This window comes from Pseudomonas sp. Bout1, from assembly GCF_034314165.1.
Classification (GTDB): domain Bacteria; phylum Pseudomonadota; class Gammaproteobacteria; order Pseudomonadales; family Pseudomonadaceae; genus Aquipseudomonas.
Map to the genome: position 1 here is coordinate 5,663,122 of NZ_JAVIWK010000001.1, position 22,176 is coordinate 5,685,297.

Genomic DNA, 22,176 nt, shown 5'->3' on the forward strand with positions numbered 1-22,176 from the left:
ACCTCTGGACCGGGTCGCGCCCCTCGCAGCCTCGCCAAGGCTCGACAGCTGCTACGGGGGGACGCTGCCAGGGCTTACATTTCTACCTGGGTACCCAGCTCGATCACCCGGTTAACCGGCAGCTTGAAGAAGCGCAGGTTGCCGTTGGCGTTCTTGAGCATGAAGGCGAACAACCCTTCGCGCCAGCGCGCCATGCCCTTGATGCGCGAGGCGATCACGGTTTCGCGGCTGAGGAAGTAGGTGGTGCGCATCGGGCTGAAGTCCAGGTCGTCCAGATGGCACAGTTTCAGCGCCTCGGGTACGTCCGGCTCATCGGTAAAACCAAAGTGCAGGATCACACGGAAGAAGCCTTCGCCGTAGGAATCCACCTCAAAGCGGCGTGAGACCGGCACACGCGGAATGTCTTCGTAAACCACCGTCAACAGCACCACTTGCTCGTGCAATACCTGGTTATGCAGCAGGTTGTGCAACAGCGCGTGGGGCACGGCGTCGGGACGCGCGGTGAGGAACACCGCAGTGCCCTGCACCCGGTGGGGCGGCTGCACACGGATACTGCTGATAAAGATCGGCAACGGCAGGCCACCCTCGTCGAGGCGCTCCACCAGCAACTGTTTGCCGCGCTTCCACGTGGTCATCAGCACGAACAGCACAATCCCCGCGAGTACCGGGAAAGCGCCGCCCTGGACGATCTTCGGCACGTTGGCCGCGAAGTACAGCCCGTCCACCAACAGGCAGCAAACCAACACCGGCACCGCAAATATCGGTGGCCATTTCCACAGCAGCAGCATCACCGCCGACACCAGGATGGTGGTCATCAGCATGGTGCCGGTCACCGCTACACCGTAGGCCGACGCCAATGCGTTGGACGACTCGAAGCCCAGCACCAGCAAGATCACGCCGACCATCAGCGACCAGTTCACCGCGCCGATATAGATCTGGCCTTGCTCGGCACTGGAGGTGTGCTGGATATGCATGCGCGGGATGTAACCGAGCTGGATGGCCTGGCGGGTCAGGGAGAACGCGCCGGAAATGACCGCCTGGGACGCGATTACCGTGGCCAGCGTGGACAACACCACCAGCGGGATCAGTGCCCAACTCGGCGCCAGCAGGTAGAACGGGTTGCGCGCGGCTTCAGGATCGCCGAGCAGCAGCGCACCCTGGCCGAAATAATTGAGTACCAGCGCCGGCAACACCAATATGAACCAGGCGCGGGCGATGGGTTTGCGGCCGAAGTGGCCCATGTCGGCGTACAGCGCCTCGGCGCCGGTCAACGCCAGCACCACCGCGCCGAGAATGGCCACGCCAATGCCCGGGTGCGCCTCGAAGAAACGCACGCCCCACATCGGGTTCATGGCGTTGAGTACTTCCGGATGCTGGGTGATTCCGTAGGCGCCAAGGCCGCCCAGCACCAGGAACCAGGTGACCATCACCGGCCCGAACAGCTTGCCGATGCGATCAGTGCCGTGCTTCTGGATCAGGAACAGCGCCACCAGCACGACCAGGGCGATCGGCACGACCCATTTCTCCAGACCATCGAAGGCCAGCTCCAGGCCTTCCACAGCCGACAATACAGAAATTGCCGGGGTGATCATGCTGTCCCCATAGAACAGCGCCGCACCACACAGGCCACAGACCACCAGGAAACTGCGCAATCGCTTGCGCTCCCCCGCCGCCCGTCGTGCCAACGCGGTCAAGGCCATGATGCCGCCTTCGCCCTGGTTATCGGCGCGCAGCACGAACAGCATGTATTTGATCGACACCACCCAGATCAGCGACCAGAAGATCAGCGCGAGGATCCCCAGCACGCCGTCATGGTTGACCTGAACCCCATAACCGCCGGTAAACACCTCTTTGAGGGTATAGAGCGGGCTGGTGCCGATATCGCCGTACACCACCCCCACTGCCGCCACCAGCATGCCGATCGGCTTTGCGTTGGAATGCTCGGCACCTGCTGCCTGACTACTTGCCTGACCCATCAACCACTCCTGCCCTTTGACCTGCGGTCTTTTATAAACAGCGCGCCTGCTGCGGGCGCCTATGCTGTCCACAGCATGCGCTGTTTTACTTCTCGTTACAGACGATTTATTGACCGAGGAAATTCACTCAGGTGCAACGGCGCGAAGCATAGCGCAGCACTCGTCGTATTTCCCTGCATAAAGCTGGTCAAGAGCGATTCCCGTCGCTAGAATTGCGCACTTTTTGATCAGAGGCACACCAAGTGCCCATCCGCAGCCTTTCGTGCACGACTGGCGGCGTCATTCAATACCGAGGTTAGACATGTCCACCACCATCGCAAAAGCCAACCCCAAGGTCGGCTTTGTATCCCTGGGTTGCCCAAAGGCTCTGGTCGACTCCGAACGCATCCTTACGCAACTGCGCATGGAAGGTTATGACGTCGTGTCCACCTACCAGGACGCGGACGTGGTGGTGGTCAACACCTGTGGCTTCATCGACTCGGCCAAGGCTGAGTCCCTGGAAGTGATCGGCGAAGCCATCAAGGAAAACGGCAAGGTAATCGTCACCGGTTGTATGGGTGTGGAAGAAGGCAACATCCGCAAGGTACACCCGAGCGTGCTGGCCGTGACCGGCCCGCAGCAGTACGAGCAGGTGGTCAACGCCGTGCACCAAGTGGTGCCGCCGCGCCAGGACCACAACCCGCTGATCGACCTGGTGCCGCCACAAGGCATCAAGCTGACCCCGCGCCACTACGCCTACCTGAAGATTTCCGAAGGCTGCAACCACAGCTGCAGCTTCTGCATCATCCCCTCGATGCGCGGCAAACTGGTGAGCCGCCCGGTGGGCGACGTACTGGACGAGGCCCAGCGCCTGGTCAAATCCGGCGTAAAAGAGCTGCTGGTGATCTCCCAGGACACCAGCGCCTACGGCGTCGACGTCAAATACCGCACCGGTTTCTGGAACGGCGCGCCGGTAAAAACCCGCATGACCGAACTCTGCGAAGCCCTGAGCAGCCTCGGCGTTTGGGTGCGCCTGCACTACGTTTACCCGTACCCGCACGTCGACGAGCTGATCCCGCTGATGGCCGCCGGCAAGATCCTGCCGTACCTGGACATCCCGTTCCAGCACGCCAGCCCGAAAATCCTCAAGGCCATGAAACGCCCGGCCTTCGAAGACAAGACCCTGGCGCGTATCAAGAACTGGCGCGAGATCTGCCCGGACCTGATCATCCGTTCCACCTTCATCGTCGGCTTCCCGGGCGAAACCGAAGAAGACTTCCAGTACCTGCTGGACTGGCTGACCGAGGCCCAACTGGACCGCGTCGGCTGCTTCCAGTACTCGCCGGTTGAAGGCGCTCCGGCCAACCTGCTGGACGCGGCAATCGTGCCGGACGACGTCAAGCAAGACCGTTGGGAGCGCTTCATGGCCCACCAGCAGGCCATCAGCTCGGCGCGCCTGCAACTGCGCATCGGCCGCGAGATCGAAGTATTGATCGACGAAGTCGACGAGCAAGGCGCTGTAGGCCGTTGCTTCTTCGATGCACCGGAAATCGACGGTAACGTGTTCATCGACGATGCCAGCGACCTGAAGCCGGGCGACAAGGTCTGGTGCACCGTGACCGACGCCGACGAGTACGACCTGTGGGCTGAAAAGCGCGCATAAGATGTAAAGAATTGAAAAAGCCCTGCCTCTGGACAAGATGCGGGGCTTTTTTAGGTCTATCGTTTTGCCCATCAACGCCAACTATCGGCAAGGGGCAGCGGGCATGCGTCAGCATTCGGTTATCCATACACCCAAATCCAGCGACTACCAGGAACTGGCCCGTATCTGGGAGGCATCGGTGCGGGCCACCCATGACTTCCTGCCGGACAGTTACATCGAGTTGCTGAAAAATCTGGTGCTGACCCGCTACCTCGACGCGGTGATGCTGATCTGCACCAAGGACTCGCGCCAGCGCATCACCGGGTTTGCCGGGGTGGCGGCGGGCAAGGTCGAGATGCTGTTTATCGACCCGGAACACCGTGGCCTGGGCCTGGGCCGGCAATTGTTGTGCTATGCCATCGAGTCGATGAACGCCGATCAACTGGACGTCAATGAACAGAATCCACAAGCCCTGGGCTTTTACTTCAAGCAGGGCTTTGAAGTGGTCGGGCGCACGGACCATGACGGCATGGGCCAGCCTTATCCGTTGCTGCACATGCGCCTGCGCCAGGCCCAGTCACAGGCGCGCCGCGGCTAAATGAAATGGAGCCGGGATTAACCGGCGCCACACAGGTACAATAGCCGCCCCCTTTTGTTTCGGCCCTTGTCATGACTGAACCCCTACGCCTCTCCAAACGCCTCATCGAACTGGTCGGTTGCTCCCGTCGGGAGGCTGAGCTGTTCATCGAGGGCGGCTGGGTCACGGTGGACGGCGAAGTGATCGACGAGCCGCAGTTCAAGGTCACCACCCAGAAGGTCGAGCTTGACCCTGAAGCCAAGGCCACCGCGCCAGAGCCGGTGACCATCCTGTTCCACGCGCCTGCCGGTGTGGATGCCGAGGCGGCCATGGCCTCGATCAACGCCGAGACCCTGTCGGAAGAACACCGCTTCAGCAAGCGCCCGCTCAAGGGCCACTTCCTGCGCCTGACCGCCAGCAGCGACCTGCAAGCCAAGGCCAGCGGCCTGCTGGTGTTCACCCAGGACTGGAAGATTTTGCGCAAGCTGACGGCGGACGCGAACAAGATCGAACAGGAATACGTGGTGGAGGTGTCCGGCGATATGGTCGCCCACGGCCTGAACCGCCTGAACCACGGCCTGACCTATAAGGGTAAGGAGTTGCCAGCGGTGAAAGCCAGCTGGCAGAACGAGAACCGCCTGCGCTTTGCGTTGAAAAACCCGCAACCGGGTGTGATTGCCTTGTTCTGCGAAGCCGTTGGCCTGAAAGTCGTCGCCATTCGACGCATCCGCATTGGCGGAGTCTCCATCGGCAAAGTGCCGGTAGGCCAATGGCGCTATCTGTCCGGCAAAGAAAAGTTCTAAGACTTTTTTCGCCGCCGAATCTCTCGACACCGCCTGCCTGGGCGGTGTTCACAGTTGAATGACCAGGATTGCCCACATGATTCACAACGACGTACTGCGCAGCGTGCGCTACATGCTCGACATCAGCGACAACAAGATGGTCGAGATCATCAAGCTCGGCGGCATGGAAGTCACCAAGGACGACCTGCTGACCTACCTCAAGAAAGACGAGGAAGAGGGCTTCGTGTTCTGCCCGGACGAAGTCATGGCGCATTTCCTCGATGGCCTGGTGATCTTCAAGCGCGGCAAGGACGAAAGCCGTCCACCGCAGCCGATCGATCTGCCGATAACCAACAACATCATCCTGAAGAAACTGCGCGTGGCCTTCGAACTGAAGGAAGACGACATGCACGCGATCCTCAAGGCCTCCGAGTTCCCGGTGTCCAAGCCTGAGTTGAGCGCGCTGTTCCGCAAGTTCGGCCACACCAACTACCGCACCTGCGGTGACCAGTTGCTGCGCAACTTCCTCAAGGGCCTGACCCTGCGCGTTCGCGTAAGCCCGTGACCTACAGCGTCTCGCCCGTCGGCTTCGTGCGCTCCTGTTTCAAGGAGAAGTTCGCCATCCCGCGCCAGCCCCAACTGGCGCCCGCCGCCCGGGGCATACTGGAGTTGGTGGCACCGTTCGACCAGGGTGAGGCGGTGCAGGGCCTGGAGCAGGTCAGCCACGTGTGGTTGCTGTTCCTGTTCCACCAGGCGCTGGAAGACAAGCCACGGCTCAAAGTGCGCCCGCCGCGCCTGGGCGGCAACACGTCGATGGGCGTGTTCGCTACTCGCGCGACCCACCGGCCCAATGGCATCGGCCAGTCGGTGGTCAAGCTGGACAAGGTAGAGAACGGCCGCCTGTGGATATCCGGTATTGATCTGCTGGACGGGACACCGATTCTCGACATCAAGCCGTACGTGCCGTACGCAGACATCGTTGACACCGCGACCAATGGCATCGCCAGCGCTGCGCCACAGCTGATTCCCGTGCAGTGGCTGAAGACTGCGCTGCAACAGGCACAAGGCCACGCTCAACGCCTTGACGAGCCATTGGTGGCGTTGATCGAGCAGTGCCTGGCACAGGATCCACGGCCGGCGTATCAGGTTCCTACCTCTGAACGGGAATACGGTGCGCAATTCTGGGATGTGGACGTGCGCTGGCACTATCCCGAGGCGGGGATGATTTGTGTGCTGGAAGTGATTGCAGCCAAGTAAATCCCGAAAACAAAAAAGCCCGCGCTGCCTGTGAAGGCAACGCGGGCTTTTTAGTCGCACCCAAGTCATGTGGCGAGGGAGCTTGCTCCCGTTGGGCTGCGCAGCGGCCCCAAAACCTGACACCCCATTTTATCTGGAACAACCAGGTGGCCTCGCCGGGACCGCTTCGCAGTCCAGCGGGAGCAAGTCTCTCGCCACAAAAGCAAATCGGTTCGCTTATTTCTCGACGAATGCACGCTCGATCAAGTAGTCACCCGGCTCACGCATACGCGGGGAAACCTTCAGGCCGAAGCTGTTCAGCACTTCGCTGGTTTCATCCAGCATGCTCGGGCTGCCGCACAGCATCGCACGGTCGTCTTCAGGATTGATCGGCGGCAGGCCGATGTCACTGAACAGCTTGCCGCTGCGCATCAGGTCGGTCAGGCGGCCTTCGTTTTCGAACGGCTCGCGGGTCACGGTCGGGTAGTAGATCAACTTGTCACGCAGGGCCTCGCCGAAGAACTCGTTCTGCGGCAGGTGCTCGGTGATGAATTCGCGGTAGGCGACTTCGTTGACGTAACGCACGCCGTGGCACAGGATCACTTTTTCGAAACGCTCGTAGGTCTCCGGGTCCTGGATCACGCTCATGAACGGCGCCAAGCCGGTACCGGTGCTGAGCAGATACAGGTGTTTGCCGGGCTTCAAATCGTCGAGCACCAGGGTGCCCGTCGGTTTTTTGCTGATGATGATCTCGTCGCCTTCCTTCAAGTGCTGCAATTGGGAAGTCAGCGGGCCATCAGGCACCTTGATGCTGAAGAACTCCAGATGCTCTTCCCAGTTCGGGCTGGCAATGGAGTAAGCGCGCATGAGCGGGCGGCCGTTGGGCTGTTGCAGGCCGATCATCACGAACTGACCGTTCTCGAAGCGCAAGCCCGGGTCGCGGGTGCACTTGAAGCTGAACAGCGTGTCGTTCCAGTGATGAACACTGAGGACACGTTCGTGGTTCATGTTGCTCATGTACGGGGAACTCCTGGAAATGGGTCTGCGCCAAATGTTGGATGCGCAATTGCACAGCATTCTAATGGCGGCGACAATATCTGTTAACTGGATTATTAAGATAAGGGTTATCGGTTATATCGATATGCGATTTACTCTACGTCAACTGCAAGTCTTCGTCGCCGTCGCCCAGCAGGAAAGCGTCTCGCGCGCTGCTGGCCTTCTGGCCTTATCTCAATCTGCCGCCAGCACCTCGATTACCGAGCTGGAGCGCCAATCCAGCTGCCAATTATTCGATCGCGCGGGCAAGCGCCTGAGCCTCAACGCCCTCGGTCACCAACTGTTGCCCCAGGCAGTGGCGCTGCTGGACCAAGCCAAAGAGATCGAGGACCTGCTCAACGGCAAGTCCGGCTTCGGCTCCCTGGCGGTCGGCGCCACGCTGACCATTGGTAATTACCTGGCCACACTGCTGATCGGCAGCTTCATGCAGCAGCATCCCGAGAGCCAGGTGAAGCTGCATGTGCAGAACACTGCGCATATCGTGCATCAGGTGGCGCACTACGAAATTGATCTGGGTCTAATCGAAGGCGACTGCAGCCATCCGGACATCGAGGTGCAAACCTGGGTGGAAGATGAGCTGGTGGTGTTCTGCGCGCCGCAGCATCACTTGGCCAAGCGCGGCCAGGCAACCATGGAAGAGCTGACCCATGAAGCCTGGATCCTGCGGGAACAAGGCTCTGGCACGCGGCTGACCTTTGACCAAGCCATGCGCCATCACCGCAGTGCGCTGAATATCCGCCTGGAGCTGGAACACACCGAAGCGATCAAGCGCGCTGTGGAGTCAGGATTGGGGATTGGCTGCATTTCCCGGCTGGCGCTGCGCGACGCGTTTCGGCGCGGCAGCCTGGTGCCGGTGGAAACCCCGGACCTGGACCTGGCCCGGCAGTTCTACTTCATCTGGCACAAGCAGAAGTACCAGACCTCGGCCATGCGTGAATTCCTCGAACTGTGCCGTTCCTTTACCGCCGGGGTACAGCGCAGCGACGAGATTGTGCTGCCGACCATTGCCTAGATCAGGATGACGGCCCACACCAGGGTAATCATGGTCAGCGCGACAAACTGCGCGGCGCTGCCCATGTCCTTGGCGTTTTTCGACAACGGGTGCAGGTCCAGGGAAATCCGGTCGATTGCCGCTTCGACTGCCGAGTTAAGCAGTTCTACGATCAATGCCAGCAGGCACACGGCAATCAGCAGCGCCCGCTCCACCCGGCTGACATTAAGGAAGAAACTCAGCGGGATCAGGATGACGTTGAGCAACACCAATTGACGAAAAGCCGCCTCGCCGGTGAAGGCCGCACGCAGGCCATCCAGGGAATATCCCCCGGCGTTGAAGATACGTTTGATACCGGTTTGACCTTTGAAAGGCGACATAGAGTAGGCAACTGAGCAAAAAGGTGTGGGGAAACTAGAGCACGCAAAGTCAAAAAAACGTGAATGAACAGCGTCTTAATGCTGCGAAATTGACTCAAGTTGTTGCAAGAGTAACGCTGCCTGGGTTCGCGTACGCACTCCAAGCTTACGGAAGATCGCCGTGACGTGGGCCTTGATGGTCGCTTCCGACACGCTCAACTCGTAGGCAATCTGCTTGTTCAGCAGGCCTTCGCAAACCATGGTCAGCACGCGGAACTGCTGGGGCGTGAGGCTGGCCAGCCCATCACGAGCAGCCTTGGCTTCGTCGGAGACGTTGATCTCTTCAAAGGCTTGCGGCGGCCAGGATACATCGCCATCCAATACCGTGCGCACGGCTTTCTGAATGTCTTCCATGGAGCTGGACTTGGGAATGAAGCCGCTGGCACCGAACTCCTTGGAGCGCACCACCACCGAGGCTTCTTCCTGCGCCGAGACCATCACCACCGGAATCTGCGGGTATTGCCCGCGCAGCAGCACCAACCCGGAAAAACCGTAGGCACCGGGCATGTTCAGGTCCAGCAGGACCAGGTCCCAGTCGGATTTTTCGGTGAGGCGGGTTTCCAACTCGGCAATACTGGCAACTTCAACGAGGCGTACATCCGGCCCCAGGCCCAGCGTGACCGCCTGGTGCAACGCACTGCGAAACAGCGGGTGGTCATCGGCAATCAGGATTTCGTATGTGGCCATTTATTAAATGATCCTGTTTTTATGCGAGCACCGATGGGTTCAGTGTTCGCCAACGCACAAGGTGACGGCCAGGCCAGCAATCACCATAGGGCGCACTCAACGTCCAAAGACGACGTTTCCAATCTATGACAGCGCCCCAATCGGCGCCAAGCATGCCCAGCGTAGCCGGGGTGGTCAAGCGCTACGCCCGTGGCCATTTTACCGGGCTACGCGTTTGCGCGGCCATCATGCAAAGGTCGGCTGGCCATGACGCCTATAGATAAGGTGCAAGGCGAGTATGGACGACGTCGGCCGGGTCCAGCGCCAGTTGAAACTTGGCCGCCAGATAGTGGGTGCTGAATACGTCCAGATAGGCATCCAGTACTTCGCTGGCCGCCAGGTCATCGGCCAGTTCCAGGCACAGCGCGGCGACTTCGGCGGTGCAGAAGTGGTCGTCGCGCTTGGAGCGGCGCAGTTTATAGCGCGACAGTTGCTCGGGCGCCAGGCTCAACACCGGCAAGTGCTCCAGGTACGGGCTCTTGCGAAACATCTTGCGCGCCTCACTCCAGGTACCGTCCAGCAGAATGAACAACGGGCGCTTGCCCTCCTCCAGGCTTACTTGGTTGACCACTCGTTCCGGCGCCACGAATTCGCCGGGAAAAACAATGTACGGCTGCCATTGCGGGTCGGCCAGCAAGGTCAGCAATTCAGGTTCAACCTCAGTTCGTGACCAGGGAAAGGCGGTGGTGTCGCTGATCACGTCCGCAATCAGCCAACCCGTGTTGCTCGGTTTCATTGGTTCTACGTCATGCATCAGCAAGCACATGCCGGATTTCGCCTCAACCTTGGGCCGCCAGGCGCACAGGCAATACTCGGGAATCACCCGGCAACCGGGACAGCGCTCGGCGCGCGAGCCCCGTGCAACAAACGGCTTTACGGCGCGGGCCAGGCGCTGGGTGCGCAAACGGGAGACGGCATGGCTCATCGGATGCGCCGCAGGCAAGTGGAAATCGACACAGATAGAACTCGGGAAGGCAAAAGTTGGCGCAGTTTACCAGAGGCGCTAACGCCTACCTGCACTTCCCGGCAATACGCTGGCCGTACTGGCCCGGGGTCACCTATAATCCCGCGCCACTGAACGCACAGCGCAGTGGCTGGTCTATGCACCAGTAACCGAATCAGGAGAGTTTCATGCTGCGTCCTATGTTGCGCGTTGTAGTTCCGTCCGTCGCCTTGGCGCTGGTCTTGCCTCTGGGTGCCCAAGCGGCCTCGTTGCTGGAGGCCCAACTGAACAGGAAGCTGCAAAGCGTCGCCGAAGAAAGCAACAAAGACCTTCCACGGGAAATCGACGAAAAAACCCTGGAAGTGGCCTACACCGTTGAAGGCCTGCAGTTGATTGATCATCTGAGCGTGCAGCCTGACCGCGCCGAGCAAATGCGCGCTAACCCCAAGGCCGTGTACTTCCAGCTGGGGCAAAGTGTGTGCCTGAACAAGGGCTATCGCGAGCTGATGGCCAAAGGCGCGATCATGCGTTACGACATTACCGAGAACAAAACCAACCGCCCAGTGGCGTCGGTCAAGTTCCAGGAAGCAGATTGCCCGGCACCGGCTGCGGCAAAGAAGAAAAAATAGGCGATGCTCCCGTCGCGCGCCGCTGATCAGCGGCGCGCAATATCCCCCCGTACTCTCCGTCTTTGCCCGTTCGCGGCAACGTCTAAACTCCCTCACAAGTGATCAATAAGCGGTTGCCAGCCAAGACTTTATAGGCTCATGATCAATTCATCCTGAAAGCTTGGCGCTCCGGGCTTTCACACCGTTCTGTAACATTTTCAGGGCAAAAGAGGGTTGCCCTCCTGAGCGTGCAATGCAAAGGTTTTTAATCATAAGGAATATACAGAACCGGTTTCGTCCGCCTCGTTAGTCACAGGCGGCGACACATGCAGTGTCGTGGTCCCGACGAATTTCTCGCCGGCACCCAGGGTTCTGTGAAGAAGGAGAAGTTGAATGCCTTACGAACCGAATGAACTCCTGATCCGTCAATTTCAAGAAAACGGCACCGACCTGACCCAGCAGGTCGACGCGCAACTTCACCTGATTGCGCCCAACAGCCCGAATATCCCCCTTTATCGCGACATGATCTTAACCGTATTACGCATGGCCCAGGACGACCGCAGCCGCTGGAACGCCAAGATCACCTTGCAGGCCATCCGCGAGCTGGACCACGCCTTCCGGGTGCTGGAGCAGTTCAAGGGACGACGCAAAGTCACGGTGTTCGGCTCGGCGCGCACGCCGGTAGAAAGCCCGCTGTATGCGTTGGCCAGGGAAGTGGGCGCGGTTTTGGCCCGTTCGGACCTGATGGTGATTACCGGCGGTGGCGGCGGCATCATGGCTGCGGCCCACGAAGGTGCCGGCCTGCAACACAGCCTGGGGTTCAATATCACCCTGCCGTTTGAACAGCATGCCAACCCGACCATCGATGGCACCGAGAACCTGCTGTCCTTTCACTTCTTCTTTACCCGCAAGCTGTTCTTCGTCAAGGAAGCCGATGCCTTGATCCTGTGCCCGGGTGGCTTCGGCACGCTGGATGAAGCGCTGGAAGTACTCACTCTGATCCAGACCGGCAAAAGCCCACTGGTGCCCGTGGTGCTGCTCGATGCGCCAGGTGGGAGTTTCTGGCAAGGGGCGCTGGACTTTATCCGCAGCCAGCTTGAAGCCAACCGCTACATTTTGCCCACCGACCTCAAGCTGGTGCGTCTGGTGTACAACGCTGAAGAGGCGGTGGACGAAATCAACCAGTTCTACGCCAACTTTCATTCCACTCGCTGGCTGAAGCGCCAGTTTGTGATTCGCATGAATCATCCGTTGAGTGACGGTGCACTGGCTCATCTGCAGGAGGCGTTTGCCAGCTTGCGGCTGAGTGGCGAATTCCAACAAATCGCGTACACCGGCGAGGAGCATGACGAGCCTAGCTTCAGCCATCTGACGCGGCTGGTGTTCAATTTCAATGGGCGCGATCAGGGACGGCTGCGGGAATTGGTGGATTACATCAACTTGCCGGAGAACTGGGCACAAGCTCAGGGGAAAGCGCAGCAGCGGGTGACGGAAACGGCGTGATCACTAGGCGTGATCCCTAAACGCAAAAAAGGCCCGCTATTTTCATAGCGGGCCTTTTTGCTTTAACTGTCCCGTCCTGAACAAGCCGCACACATTTAGTGTGGGAGCTGTCGAGCCTTGGCGAGGCTGCGATGCAGGCGCTGTGGTCTGTGAGGTATACCGAGGCGATCCCATCGCAGGCTCGCTGGGGCTCGACAGCTCCCACATATGATCTCTATATGGCCTGGACCAAGCGCTCAGTCGGCTTAGTCATCCAGATCCTTACCGCTCAACAAGCGGCTGATCATCTCCATCGAGAATCCGCGATAACTCAGGAAGCGACCTTGCTTCGCTCGCTCCCGCGCATCAATAGGCAGGTGACCGGCAAACTTGCGACGCCAGGTATCTTCCAATTGCGCCTGCCAACTGATGCCGGACTCACGCAAGGCGAGTTCGATGTCAGCACGTTGCAGGCCGCGCTGACTCAGCTCTTCGCGAATACGCGCAGGGCCATAGCCGGAACGGGATCGGTAGGAAACAAAACTTTCGAGGTAACGGGATTCCGACAGCAGCCCTTCTTCCGTCAGGCGGTCAAGGGCTGCGTCGATCATCTCGGGATCTGCGCCGCGCTGGCGCAATTTACGCGTCAGCTCGACCCGACCATGCTCGCGCCGTGCGAGCAGGTCCATTGCAGTGCGCCTTACGGCGACGGGTGTATCCAGTACAACGCTCATCGTTTGGCTCAGATGTCAGCGTCGGCCATGTCGTCAGCCGTTTCCCGGGTGGCCGTCGACTTTACGTCGGCAGTCGGGGTCAGCAGCTTGTCGCGGATCTGCTTTTCAAGCGCCGTGGCAATCTCTGGGTTGTCCTGCAGGAACTTGGCCGAGTTGGCCTTGCCCTGGCCGATCTTGCTGCCGTTGTAGGCATACCAGGCACCGGACTTCTCGACGAAGCCGTGCAGCACGCCCAGGTCGATCATCTCGCCGTTCAGGTAGATACCCTTGCCGTAGAGAATCTGGAACTCGGCCTGACGGAACGGCGGAGCCACCTTGTTCTTAACAACTTTGACGCGGGTTTCGCTACCGACAACCTCGTCACCTTCCTTCACCGCGCCGGTACGGCGGATGTCCAGGCGGACCGAAGCGTAGAACTTCAGCGCGTTACCACCGGTGGTGGTTTCCGGGCTGCCGAACATCACGCCGATCTTCATCCGGATCTGGTTGATGAAGATCACCAGGCAGTTGGCGTTCTTGATGTTACCGGTGATTTTACGCAGGGCCTGGGACATCAGACGGGCCTGCAGGCCTACGTGCATGTCGCCCATTTCGCCTTCGATTTCAGCCTTGGGTACCAGGGCTGCCACGGAGTCGATGACGATCACGTCGATGGCGTTGGAGCGCACCAGCATGTCGGTGATTTCCAGGGCTTGCTCACCGGTGTCCGGCTGGGAAACCAGCAGGTCGTCAACGTTGACGCCCAGCTTGCCGGCGTATTCTGGATCCAGTGCGTGCTCGGCATCGACGAACGCACAGGTGGCGCCCATTTTTTGTGCCTGGGCAATCACCGACAGGGTCAGGGTGGTTTTACCGGAAGATTCAGGACCGTAGATCTCAACGATACGGCCTTTTGGCAGGCCGCCAATGCCGAGCGCGATGTCCAGACCCAGAGAGCCAGTGGAAATAGCCGGGATCGCCTGACGGTCGTGATCGCCCATACGCATTACGGCACCCTTGCCGAATTGACGTTCGATCTGACCCAGGGCCGCAGCCAAGGCTTTCTTCTTGTTGTCGTCCATTAAAGTCCTCACGTAATCAATAAGGCCTGGCGGCCAACACCTGTATAAGTAGACAGTATTGTTCCACAAAGATCCGTGATCGCCTACCCCTGATTTTCTATTTCTGCTGCAGCTCGTCGCAACAAGCCCTCTAGCGCGGCCTTTACCGTTTGTCGGCGGACTTCGTCGCGGTTGCCAGGGAAGTGTTCAAGCTCGGCAGTAACCTCATCGCCCACGCCCCAGGCCAGCCAAACGGTGCCCACCGGCTTGTCTGGCGAGCCGCCATCGGGGCCGGCCACACCACTGACCGCCACGGCAAAACGCGCCAGGCTTTTCTCTTGGGCGCCCCGGGCCATGGCCTCGACCACTTCGCGGCTGACGGCACCGACCTTGGGGAACAGGGCTTCCGGCACATTCAGCTGCCGGGTCTTCTGGCGATTGGAATACGTGACGTAGCCCGCCTCAAACCAGGCCGAACTCCCGGGAATCCGCGTGATTGCCTCGGCGATACCGCCACCGGTGCACGACTCGGCCGTAGTGACGTGGGCATTGAGCACCTGCAAGCGTCGGCCAAGTTCAGCGGCGAGTTGAGTAATTTCCTTCACGGTCATCTCCTGGAGTGAACGGGCGTTTGCCTACCCTACAGGAGCCCATGGGCCATGCAAGTTACAAGAGACTAACGTACCACTGCCCGGACATACGCCTGGCAGGCGCGCAAAGCGATCATTGCGTTATCACCGTCGTCGGTGATGCCGATAATTCGTTGAGCATGCGCCGGGTCAAGTCGGGCTCGCGGGGCTGCATGAACCAGGCTGGCGGGGGTGGCGGCGGCTGGCATTGCGCAGCCGCTGGCTGAATCGCTGGCGTCGAGAAGGACTGACAACCGCACATCAGCAGTGGCCAGGCGATCCCGCAGGTGAGCCTGAGCGCGTTGTGCATCGGAAAGCTCCCGGGTGTGTTGTTGGTCGCCGGCACTGAGTTGTTGCTCCAGTGTCAGCCGTTTGTCCTGTTCGGCCTGTTGTTGCTGGCTGAGAGCTGCGGCATGCAGAGCCTGCAGGTGCTCGAGTTGTGCGCCATATCGCCAAGCCTGTACCTGCCAGGCAACACCCGCCGAAACTGCGAGCAACAGGCAAAACCCAAGCAGGCGATACGACGTCAGGAAGCCCATGACACCGCCTTCGCGCGGGCCCACAGTTGCATACGGTTCTCCAAACCGTTGAGGCCACCGTTGATGCGCTGGGTGATGGTCGTGAATTGGTCCTTGTCAGCCAGTTCGTTCAAGCCATTGCTCTGCCAGAACCACGCGGCGGATTCGGCAGCCCATTGTGGCTGTTCCAGCAGTTCGGGTTGCTGCAACAGACGCTCATCGCCGAACAACGCCTGGCTGCATGCCAGGTAGTTGCGCCGCCCGGTGATCTGGATCAGGCCACGTCCGCGATACTTCTGCCCGTCGCCATCGGCTTCGGGGGTATTGCCCAGGCGAGCGGCCAGGGCGCCGGTGTCATATTTACTCAGGTATTGATCGCTGCCCAGTTCACGTACGTAACGCAATTCGCCGGACTCATGGCCGATTTGGGCGAGGAAGGCGGCGATGCGTTTGGATGTTGTGATTTGGTGACGTGCGGTAGCCTCATTTAAAGGCGCCAAAAAAATGCCCGCTCTGAGGCGGGCTCCAGGCATTACCTGGATAAGTTGAGGGAGTGTTATCAGCATCGTTTTTTACTCTCACACGCCTAGATATTTACTTAGCAACAGCGTCCAACCAAGGCCATCCAGCGGGCCGTTTGGCTATCGAGGGGAAGGGTAGAAGGGACCGATCGAGCACGTCATTCCGGTGACGACAATCCGTTCGCCTTGATCGTGCATCGGTAGCTTTCCTTGCGTTTGCCGACGGCCGTCAGCGTGTCGATGGACCAACGCCCCTGCATGAAGGCGGGCCAGGTTTCATCCAGCACCAGCAGCCCTTCGGCCTGGAACGCAGGGTTGCCGGGGCATATCACATTGATCTGCAGGCCTTCACGGCCAACCCGGCGCATCTCGCCTTCGGCCGCCGTCCTGGCTTCGTCTTCGCTCTGGTAGCGCTGGGCAAGGACTTTGAACGGCGCACCGCCCACCTCCACCTCACGTTTCTTGCAGGTTGCGGCATCCCACCAGGACGCTTTGGCCCCTTCGAATTTGGCCCGGCTGGTCTCGGTAAAACTGGCGCTGATAAACGCGCAGTCGCCCGGACGGTTATCACGGGTGACCGACAGCCGCACTTCTTGCAGCGGCTTGCCCGACAGCGAGGTGATCTGGCCTTTACGGCCCAGCACATACAGTTCGTCGACAGGCTTGGCCACCGCATCAAAACGCTTGGCAAGCCGGGTCAGGAAGCTCATGTCGCTTTCGTTGGTCTGGTCAATATGAGAGACCTTCTCAGCGTCCAGATCAGGCGCGACCCTGGGTGAAAATCCATAACGCGTGGTCAGTTGGCGGAACAGTGCGCCCAGGGTAATCGGCCCATGGCTGGCTGTGCGGCGCTGTTTGAATTCGTCCTGGTCGAACGCCGCCGCCGTGGCCACCAGCACCAGGCGCAGGGGGAACAGGTACGGGGTGCGCTGGGTAATCTTGAACAGCCCCTTGTCCTCCAGGCCGGTCTCCAGGTAACCGACCCGCAGGCCGATCTTCCCCCCCAGCCTGGGCACTCCCTCAATCCCTTCGATGTCGAGGGTCAGCTTGAGCTGGTCGGAGACGAAGCCTGCGGTATCGGTGTGTTCCCACTCCAGTAATCGCTCGTTGAGCAGCGCGGCATTGGTCCCGTAAATTTCCACCGCCGGTGTGAATCCAAGTGCCATGGTTCCTCCTTAATCCCAAACCGAAACCGGTTTTTTTGCGACGGCTTGTATTGGTCGGGGTCGTCGATGTTCGAGACGTCCCAGGTGCAGGCGAACAGAGGTTGGCCTGTGGGATCGTTGAGCAGCGGCGGTCCGATAAAGAGGGTTTGGGTGAAGGTGAGGGTCCAGGTGTCGTAGTCCGTTTCTGCGCTGGTGCGTATTGAAGGCGCAGCGACGATGCTGGTCGGCAGGTCGCACTGCGCCTGCGGCAGGTTCCAGCGGTTATCCAGCACCAGGTCCATCAGTTGGCTGGCCAGGCCGCAGGCATCAAAGGGCAAGGCACCCGGGGCAACCATGGCCTTTAGCGAAATCCCCAGGGCATGGGCCTTGCGCCCCTCGCGGGAGCGAATGCCCGGCCCATTGCCTTCGACCGTGATCAACACGCCGGTGTTATTCGCGCCGCCCTGAAAGTCCTGATGAGTGCCGACCTTAAGTTCCGGAAACGCCCTGCGCAGCGCCTCGCTGATGGCCTGGGGCAGTTGGGAGGGGTTTTCGATAAGTGTCATTTAAGTAGCGTCCTTGCAACGGTTACTGCGGGTCCCGGCCAGGGCCTTCGTTGACGCCGATACGCTTGGCCGCCCAGCGTTCATAAAGGCCGATGGCCACGTCGGCGCCAGCCATGGCGGTCAGGCAACCAATGGCGCCGGCCGTCCAGATCGACATGCCGGCGGCGTAACACAGCATCAGGGCTGATACCCCGCACACCATGCAGGCCCCGGAACGCAGGGCCAGGCGCCGCATAAGCGACCAACCGCGGGCGCCTTCCTTGTCGGCGCGCCACATTTCTCCGGAAACCCCGCCAATCACCGCCAATACGATGACCAGCCAGATAGGCATTTCCGCCAACGCTTGCTGCTCGTTTGTCATGTCACGCCTCCTGGAATGAGTGATACCGGCAGGTCGCCGGTTGTAGGTGTTTGTTTCAATTTGAAAGGGTTCTCTAGGTAGGCATTCCAAAAAGCCCGGTTGCCCGGGCTTTTCAGTAATGATGTCCTCGAACTTTCGGCGCTACTGGCGCGGTACGGTTCTTTCCTCGATGTTTTTCCGACCACGATCCCTGTCTGCCGGATAACTGCTTCTGGTGCTTTACGCTGCACACCCGGGCCAGTTGCCAACCCTCTGAACCGTTAAGGCCGGTTCATCGCTGCCTGTTCTTGAAGCGGTTTGAAACTAAAGAGCGTCGGCATCCTTGCCGGTGTTGCCTGGCATCCGTGCCATCGCTTCGATGGCGTCCTTGCCGGTGTTGTGTAACGTCCTTGTCTTCCTTGGCAGCATCCTTGCCGCCTCCACCAGGCCTTCTTGGCTGGCTTGAGATGAAGAATATGCATGTATGCATATACAGTCAATGCACAAATGCATTTATTTTTGCGCGAGACATGCACGGGTGCATTTATAGCCCCACAGGCAAAGGGTGTGGTGGTTTTGCGCAGGCGAAAAAAAGCCCGCTCATTGGCGGGCTTTGTCTTACACAGAAGGGTTAGCGGGCGTACATGCCCCACCAGAACACGTGACCAAGGATGCTGATCTGTTCATCCTGGATTTCCTGGAAGCTGTAGTCCTCGTCCGGATGTTCATCGCGGTTGAAGCTACGCAGGCGAATCCCGGAAGGCAGGCGATAGAGCTGTTTCACCCGCAGTTGGCCGTTGTGGTTGATGGCGTAAAGGTCGCCATCGACGATGTCACCAATCCCGCACTTGCCGGCGTTGACACCTACGGTCGCGCCGTCGCGCAGCACCGGCAACATACTGTTGCCGCGCACCGTCACGCACTTGGCCTGGTCAAACTGCACGCCGTTATGCCGCAGGCTGCGTTTGCCGAACCGCAGGCTGGCCTTCTCGCTTTCCTCGATGACGAATCTTCCTGACCCAGCAGCCAATTCAACCTCGCGCAGAAAGGGGATCGACACCTCGTCATCATTAACGGGCGTGTCGTCGTCCCACAGGCTTATGTCCTTGAGTTCCGAATGCATCGGGTCGCGCTCATCCGACCGCGCCGGCACCAGCGCCGCGCGTCCGCGAAGCTGATCAGTGCTGACCTGGAAGTAATCGGCGATGCGCGAGATATGCTTGTCCGACGGGTCAACAATCTTGCCGCTGAGGATCCGGGACAGCGTGGATTGAGGCACGCCGGTACGCCGGTGAAGCTCCGTGGGGGAGATCCGGTCGCGGTCCAGCAGCTCTCTTAAGACGATAGAAACGTTGCGTTTTTGCATAACGCGGATAGTGCAGGCTGTTTCGATGCTTGGCAAATGCTAATTTGCATATTTAATGCATCAACGCGCACTTTTTACCTGACCGTTTGTGAACTGCGAAGCCCCGACCTTGCGTGTTAACCTTGCGCCCATTGCAAAAAATGCTGGGCCAAGCGCCCCCTTTGCCCCATCACTTTCAACGAATTTGCCAACTATCCAATGAGTAAAAACACCTCCGATCTGGCCTCCCACACCCCGATGATGCAGCAGTACTGGCGCCTGAAAAACCAGCACCCTGATCAGTTGATGTTCTATCGCATGGGCGACTTCTACGAGATCTTCTATGAAGATGCGAAGAAGGCCGCCAAGTTGCTGGACATCACCCTGACCGCGCGCGGGCAGTCGGCCGGGCAGGCGATTCCGATGTGCGGGATTCCTTACCACTCGCTGGAAGGTTACCTGGTCAAGCTGGTGAAGCTCGGCGAGTCGGTGGTGATCTGTGAGCAGATCGGCGACCCGGCCACCAGCAAGGGCCCGGTTGAACGTCAGGTGGTGCGCATCATCACCCCGGGCACGGTGAGTGACGAGGCGCTGCTGGATGAACGACGCGACAACCTGATCGCCGCGGTGCTGGGGGACGAGCGCCTGTTCGGCCTCGCGGTGCTGGATATCACCAGCGGTAACTTCACGGTGCTGGAGATCAAGGGCTGGGAAAATCTGCTGGCGGAGCTGGAGCGCGTCAACCCGGTGGAGCTGATGATTCCGGATGACTGGCCCAAGGACCTGCCGGCGGAACGTCGCCGTGGGACCAAGCGCCGTGCACCGTGGGATTTCGAGCGTGACTCGGCGCTGAAAAGTCTGTGCCAGCAATTCTCCGTGCAAGATCTCAAGGGCTTCGGTTGCGAAACCCTGACCCTGGCCATCGGCGCCGCCGGCTGCCTGCTCAACTACGCCAAAGAAACCCAGCGCACCGCCCTGCCGCATTTGCGCAGCCTGCGTCATGAACGCCTGGACGACACCGTGGTGCTCGATGGCGCCAGCCGTCGCAACCTGGAGCTGGACACCAACCTGGCCGGCGGTCGCGACAACACTCTGCAATCGGTGGTCGACCGTTGCCAGACCGCAATGGGCAGCCGCTTGCTGACTCGCTGGTTGAACCGCCCGCTGCGGGACCTGAAGGTGCTGCAGGCCCGTCAAACCTCTATTACCTGCCTGCTGGATCGCTACCGTTTTGAAAAGCTGCAACCGCAGCTCAAGGAAATCGGCGACATCGAGCGGATCCTGGCGCGGATAGGCCTACGTAACGCACGGCCCCGCGACCTGGCCCGCCTGCGCGATGCCCTCGGCGCCCTGCCGCAACTGCAAGCGGCGATGACCGAACTGGAAGCACCGCACCTGCAGCAGTTGGCCGTCACCACCAGCACCTACCCGGAACTGGCGGCGCTGTTGGAAAAAGCCATCATCGACAACCCGCCCGCGATCATTCGTGACGGCGGTGTGTTGAAGACCGGTTACGACACTGAGCTGGACGAACTGCAATCCCTGAGCGAGAACGCCGGGCAGTTCCTGATCGACCTGGAGGCCCGCGAAAAAGCCCGCACCGGCCTCGCCAACCTGAAGGTCGGCTACAACCGCGTGCACGGCTACTTTATCGAGTTGCCAAGCAAGCAGGCCGAGCAGGCGCCAATCGATTACCAGCGCCGCCAGACCCTCAAGGGCGCCGAGCGTTTTATCACCCCGGAACTGAAAGCCTTCGAAGACAAGGCGCTGTCGGCCAAGAGCCGCGCCCTGGCTCGGGAGAAGATGCTCTACGAGGCCTTGCTCGAAAGCCTGATCGACAAGCTGGCGCCCTTGCAGGACACCGCCGCCGCGCTGGCCGAACTGGATGTATTGAACAACCTGGCCGAGCGCGCCCTGAACCTCGACTTGAACTGCCCGCGGTTTGTCAGCGAGGCGTGCATGCGCATCGTGCAAGGCCGCCATCCGGTGGTGGAGCAAGTGTTGACCACACCGTTCGTCGCCAACGACCTGTCGCTGGACGACGACACCCGCATGCTGGTGATCACCGGTCCGAACATGGGCGGTAAATCCACCTACATGCGCCAGACCGCATTGATTGTGCTGCTGGCGCATATCGGCAGCTTCGTGCCGGCGGCCAGTTGCGAGTTGTCCCTGGTAGACCGCATCTTCACCCGCATCGGCTCCAGCGATGACCTGGCTGGTGGTCGCTCGACCTTTATGGTGGAAATGAGCGAAACCGCCAATATCCTGCACAACGCCACCGAACGCAGCCTGGTGCTGATGGACGAAGTGGGCCGCGGCACCAGCACCTTCGACGGGCTGTCGCTGGCCTGGGCTGCAGCCGAGCGATTGGCCACCCTGCGCGCGTACACGCTGTTCGCGACGCACTACTTCGAACTGACGGTGTTGCCAGAAAACGAGCCGCTGGTGGCCAACGTTCACCTCAATGCCACGGAGCACAACGAGCGCATCGTGTTCCTGCACCACGTGCTGCCCGGCCCGGCGAGCCAGAGTTACGGGCTGGCCGTGGCACAACTGGCCGGTGTACCGGCAGAGGTGATCACCCGTGCCCGTGAGCACCTGAGCCGCCTGGAAGAAACCGCCCTGCCCCACGAGATTCCAGTGGCCAGCCCGGCCAAAGCCAGCAACAAACCCAGCGCGCCACACCAGAGCGACATGTTCGCCAGCCTGCCGCATCCGGTGCTGGATGAGTTGGCCAAGCTTGACCTGGACGACTTGACGCCACGAAAAGCGCTCGAAATGTTATATGCACTGAAGACTCGGATATAACGCAGACGCTTGCAAGCTGGTAGACTCTCGCGCGGTTTGGGATGCTGCGGGCTTTTAGCCTGGCCTGCGGACTATCGCTCCCGAACCTCGCGAGCCCTGCCACAAAGGGT

General features: G+C 60.1%; 22 protein-coding genes and 1 pseudogene. 9 read left to right on the forward strand and 14 right to left on the reverse strand.

The window, feature by feature from the left end; all coding sequences use genetic code 11:
* Positions 1-74 precede the first annotated feature (74 nt).
* Entirely contained in the window at positions 75-1,976 is a 1,902-nt protein-coding gene (locus RGV33_RS26235; RefSeq protein ID WP_322147167.1) for a potassium transporter Kup, read from the reverse strand.
* A gap of 301 nt (positions 1,977-2,277) precedes the next feature.
* On the opposite strand from RGV33_RS26235, the gene rimO reads away from it, so the two are divergent.
* The 5 genes from rimO to tsaA all read left to right on the forward strand — a co-directional run bounded on the left by rimO (position 2,278) and on the right by tsaA (position 6,213).
* On the forward strand, positions 2,278-3,618 hold the full coding sequence (gene rimO / locus RGV33_RS26240) for a 30S ribosomal protein S12 methylthiotransferase RimO (RefSeq protein ID WP_088422964.1): 1,341 nt from the start codon (positions 2,278-2,280) through the stop codon (positions 3,616-3,618).
* Between the two features lie 103 nt (positions 3,619-3,721).
* Positions 3,722-4,195, forward strand: a complete 474-nt coding sequence (locus RGV33_RS26245) for a GNAT family N-acetyltransferase (RefSeq protein WP_322147168.1) — start codon at positions 3,722-3,724, stop codon at positions 4,193-4,195.
* 71 nt (positions 4,196-4,266) lie between these two features.
* Entirely contained in the window at positions 4,267-4,977 is a 711-nt protein-coding gene (locus RGV33_RS26250; RefSeq protein WP_322147169.1) for an rRNA pseudouridine synthase, read from the forward strand.
* Positions 4,978-5,053: 76 nt separating this feature from the next.
* The gene (locus RGV33_RS26255; RefSeq protein WP_322147171.1) at positions 5,054-5,521 is read left to right on the forward strand and encodes a DUF1456 family protein; all 468 of its coding nucleotides are present in this window, start codon (positions 5,054-5,056) and stop codon (positions 5,519-5,521) included.
* Entirely contained in the window at positions 5,518-6,213 is a 696-nt protein-coding gene (tsaA, locus tag RGV33_RS26260) for a tRNA (N6-threonylcarbamoyladenosine(37)-N6)-methyltransferase TrmO (RefSeq protein ID WP_322147172.1), read from the forward strand. The genes RGV33_RS26255 and tsaA overlap by 4 nt, the downstream gene beginning before the upstream one ends.
* A 216-nt stretch (positions 6,214-6,429) precedes the next feature.
* Here tsaA and fpr read toward each other — a convergent pair whose 3' ends face one another.
* Positions 6,430-7,209: a ferredoxin-NADP reductase gene (fpr, locus tag RGV33_RS26265; RefSeq protein ID WP_003189055.1), complete on the reverse strand. Its 780-nt coding sequence runs from the start codon at positions 7,207-7,209 to the stop codon at positions 6,430-6,432.
* 124 nt (positions 7,210-7,333) lie between these two features.
* Between fpr and RGV33_RS26270 the strand changes: the two genes are divergently transcribed.
* Positions 7,334-8,260 carry a LysR family transcriptional regulator gene (locus tag RGV33_RS26270; RefSeq protein WP_003208633.1) on the forward strand — a complete coding sequence of 309 codons (927 nt, stop codon included), beginning with the start codon at positions 7,334-7,336 and terminating at the stop codon, positions 8,258-8,260.
* Here the strand turns inward: RGV33_RS26270 and RGV33_RS26275 are convergent.
* The 3 genes from RGV33_RS26275 to RGV33_RS26285 all read right to left on the reverse strand — a co-directional run bounded on the left by RGV33_RS26275 (position 8,257) and on the right by RGV33_RS26285 (position 10,309).
* The gene (locus RGV33_RS26275; RefSeq protein WP_003208635.1) at positions 8,257-8,619 is read right to left on the reverse strand and encodes a diacylglycerol kinase; all 363 of its coding nucleotides are present in this window, start codon (positions 8,617-8,619) and stop codon (positions 8,257-8,259) included. The two genes, RGV33_RS26270 and RGV33_RS26275, sit on opposite strands and share 4 nt — an antisense overlap.
* Before the next feature lie 75 nt (positions 8,620-8,694).
* Positions 8,695-9,345, reverse strand: coding sequence for a response regulator transcription factor ErdR (gene erdR / locus RGV33_RS26280; RefSeq protein ID WP_003208636.1), 651 nt, complete (start codon positions 9,343-9,345; stop codon positions 8,695-8,697).
* A 253-nt stretch (positions 9,346-9,598) separates the two neighbouring features.
* Complete coding sequence (locus tag RGV33_RS26285) at positions 9,599-10,309, reverse strand: tRNA-uridine aminocarboxypropyltransferase (RefSeq protein WP_322147176.1); 711 nt, start codon at positions 10,307-10,309, stop codon at positions 9,599-9,601.
* 206 nt (positions 10,310-10,515) lie between these two features.
* Between RGV33_RS26285 and RGV33_RS26290 the strand changes: the two genes are divergently transcribed.
* The gene (locus tag RGV33_RS26290) at positions 10,516-10,956 is read left to right on the forward strand and encodes a PA3611 family quorum-sensing-regulated virulence factor (RefSeq protein WP_322147177.1); all 441 of its coding nucleotides are present in this window, start codon (positions 10,516-10,518) and stop codon (positions 10,954-10,956) included.
* 372 nt (positions 10,957-11,328) lie between these two features.
* Positions 11,329-12,438 (forward strand): TIGR00730 family Rossman fold protein, encoded by a 1,110-nt coding sequence (locus RGV33_RS26295; protein ID WP_322147178.1) that lies wholly within the window; start codon positions 11,329-11,331, stop codon positions 12,436-12,438.
* Positions 12,439-12,683: 245 nt separating this feature from the next.
* Here the strand turns inward: RGV33_RS26295 and recX are convergent, their stop codons facing one another.
* The 9 genes and pseudogenes from recX to RGV33_RS26340 all read right to left on the reverse strand — a co-directional run bounded on the left by recX (position 12,684) and on the right by RGV33_RS26340 (position 19,276).
* A complete protein-coding gene (gene recX / locus RGV33_RS26300; protein WP_322147179.1) occupies positions 12,684-13,151 on the reverse strand; it encodes a recombination regulator RecX in 468 nt (155 codons plus the stop codon).
* Positions 13,152-13,159: 8 nt separating this feature from the next.
* Positions 13,160-14,212, reverse strand: a complete 1,053-nt coding sequence (gene recA, locus RGV33_RS26305) for a recombinase RecA (RefSeq protein ID WP_177084820.1) — start codon at positions 14,210-14,212, stop codon at positions 13,160-13,162.
* An 83-nt stretch (positions 14,213-14,295) separates the two neighbouring features.
* Positions 14,296-14,796 (reverse strand): CinA family protein, encoded by a 501-nt coding sequence (locus tag RGV33_RS26310; protein ID WP_322147180.1) that lies wholly within the window; start codon positions 14,794-14,796, stop codon positions 14,296-14,298.
* Between the two features lie 71 nt (positions 14,797-14,867).
* Positions 14,868-15,359 (reverse strand): lysis system i-spanin subunit Rz, encoded by a 492-nt coding sequence (locus RGV33_RS26315; RefSeq protein ID WP_322147181.1) that lies wholly within the window; start codon positions 15,357-15,359, stop codon positions 14,868-14,870.
* Positions 15,347-15,904, reverse strand: a complete 558-nt coding sequence (locus RGV33_RS26320) for a glycoside hydrolase family 19 protein (protein ID WP_322147182.1) — start codon at positions 15,902-15,904, stop codon at positions 15,347-15,349. Before RGV33_RS26320 ends, RGV33_RS26315 begins: the two co-directional genes overlap by 13 nt.
* Positions 15,905-16,017: 113 nt before the next feature.
* Entirely contained in the window at positions 16,018-17,025 is a 1,008-nt protein-coding gene (locus RGV33_RS26325) for a phage late control D family protein (RefSeq protein ID WP_322147183.1), read from the reverse strand.
* A gap of 41 nt (positions 17,026-17,066) precedes the next feature.
* A pseudogene (locus RGV33_RS26330) lies at positions 17,067-17,570 on the reverse strand (hypothetical protein); the annotation flags it as partial.
* Positions 17,571-17,592: 22 nt separating this feature from the next.
* Positions 17,593-17,931 carry a phage holin family protein gene (locus RGV33_RS26335; RefSeq protein ID WP_003208680.1) on the reverse strand — a complete coding sequence of 113 codons (339 nt, stop codon included), beginning with the start codon at positions 17,929-17,931 and terminating at the stop codon, positions 17,593-17,595.
* Between the two features lie 610 nt (positions 17,932-18,541).
* Positions 18,542-19,276: a LexA family transcriptional regulator gene (locus RGV33_RS26340; RefSeq protein ID WP_322147185.1), complete on the reverse strand. Its 735-nt coding sequence runs from the start codon at positions 19,274-19,276 to the stop codon at positions 18,542-18,544.
* 198 nt (positions 19,277-19,474) lie between these two features.
* Here RGV33_RS26340 and mutS point away from each other — a divergent pair, with 198 nt between their 5' ends.
* Entirely contained in the window at positions 19,475-22,066 is a 2,592-nt protein-coding gene (gene mutS / locus RGV33_RS26345; protein ID WP_322147187.1) for a DNA mismatch repair protein MutS, read from the forward strand.
* Positions 22,067-22,176: the final 110 nt, after the last annotated feature.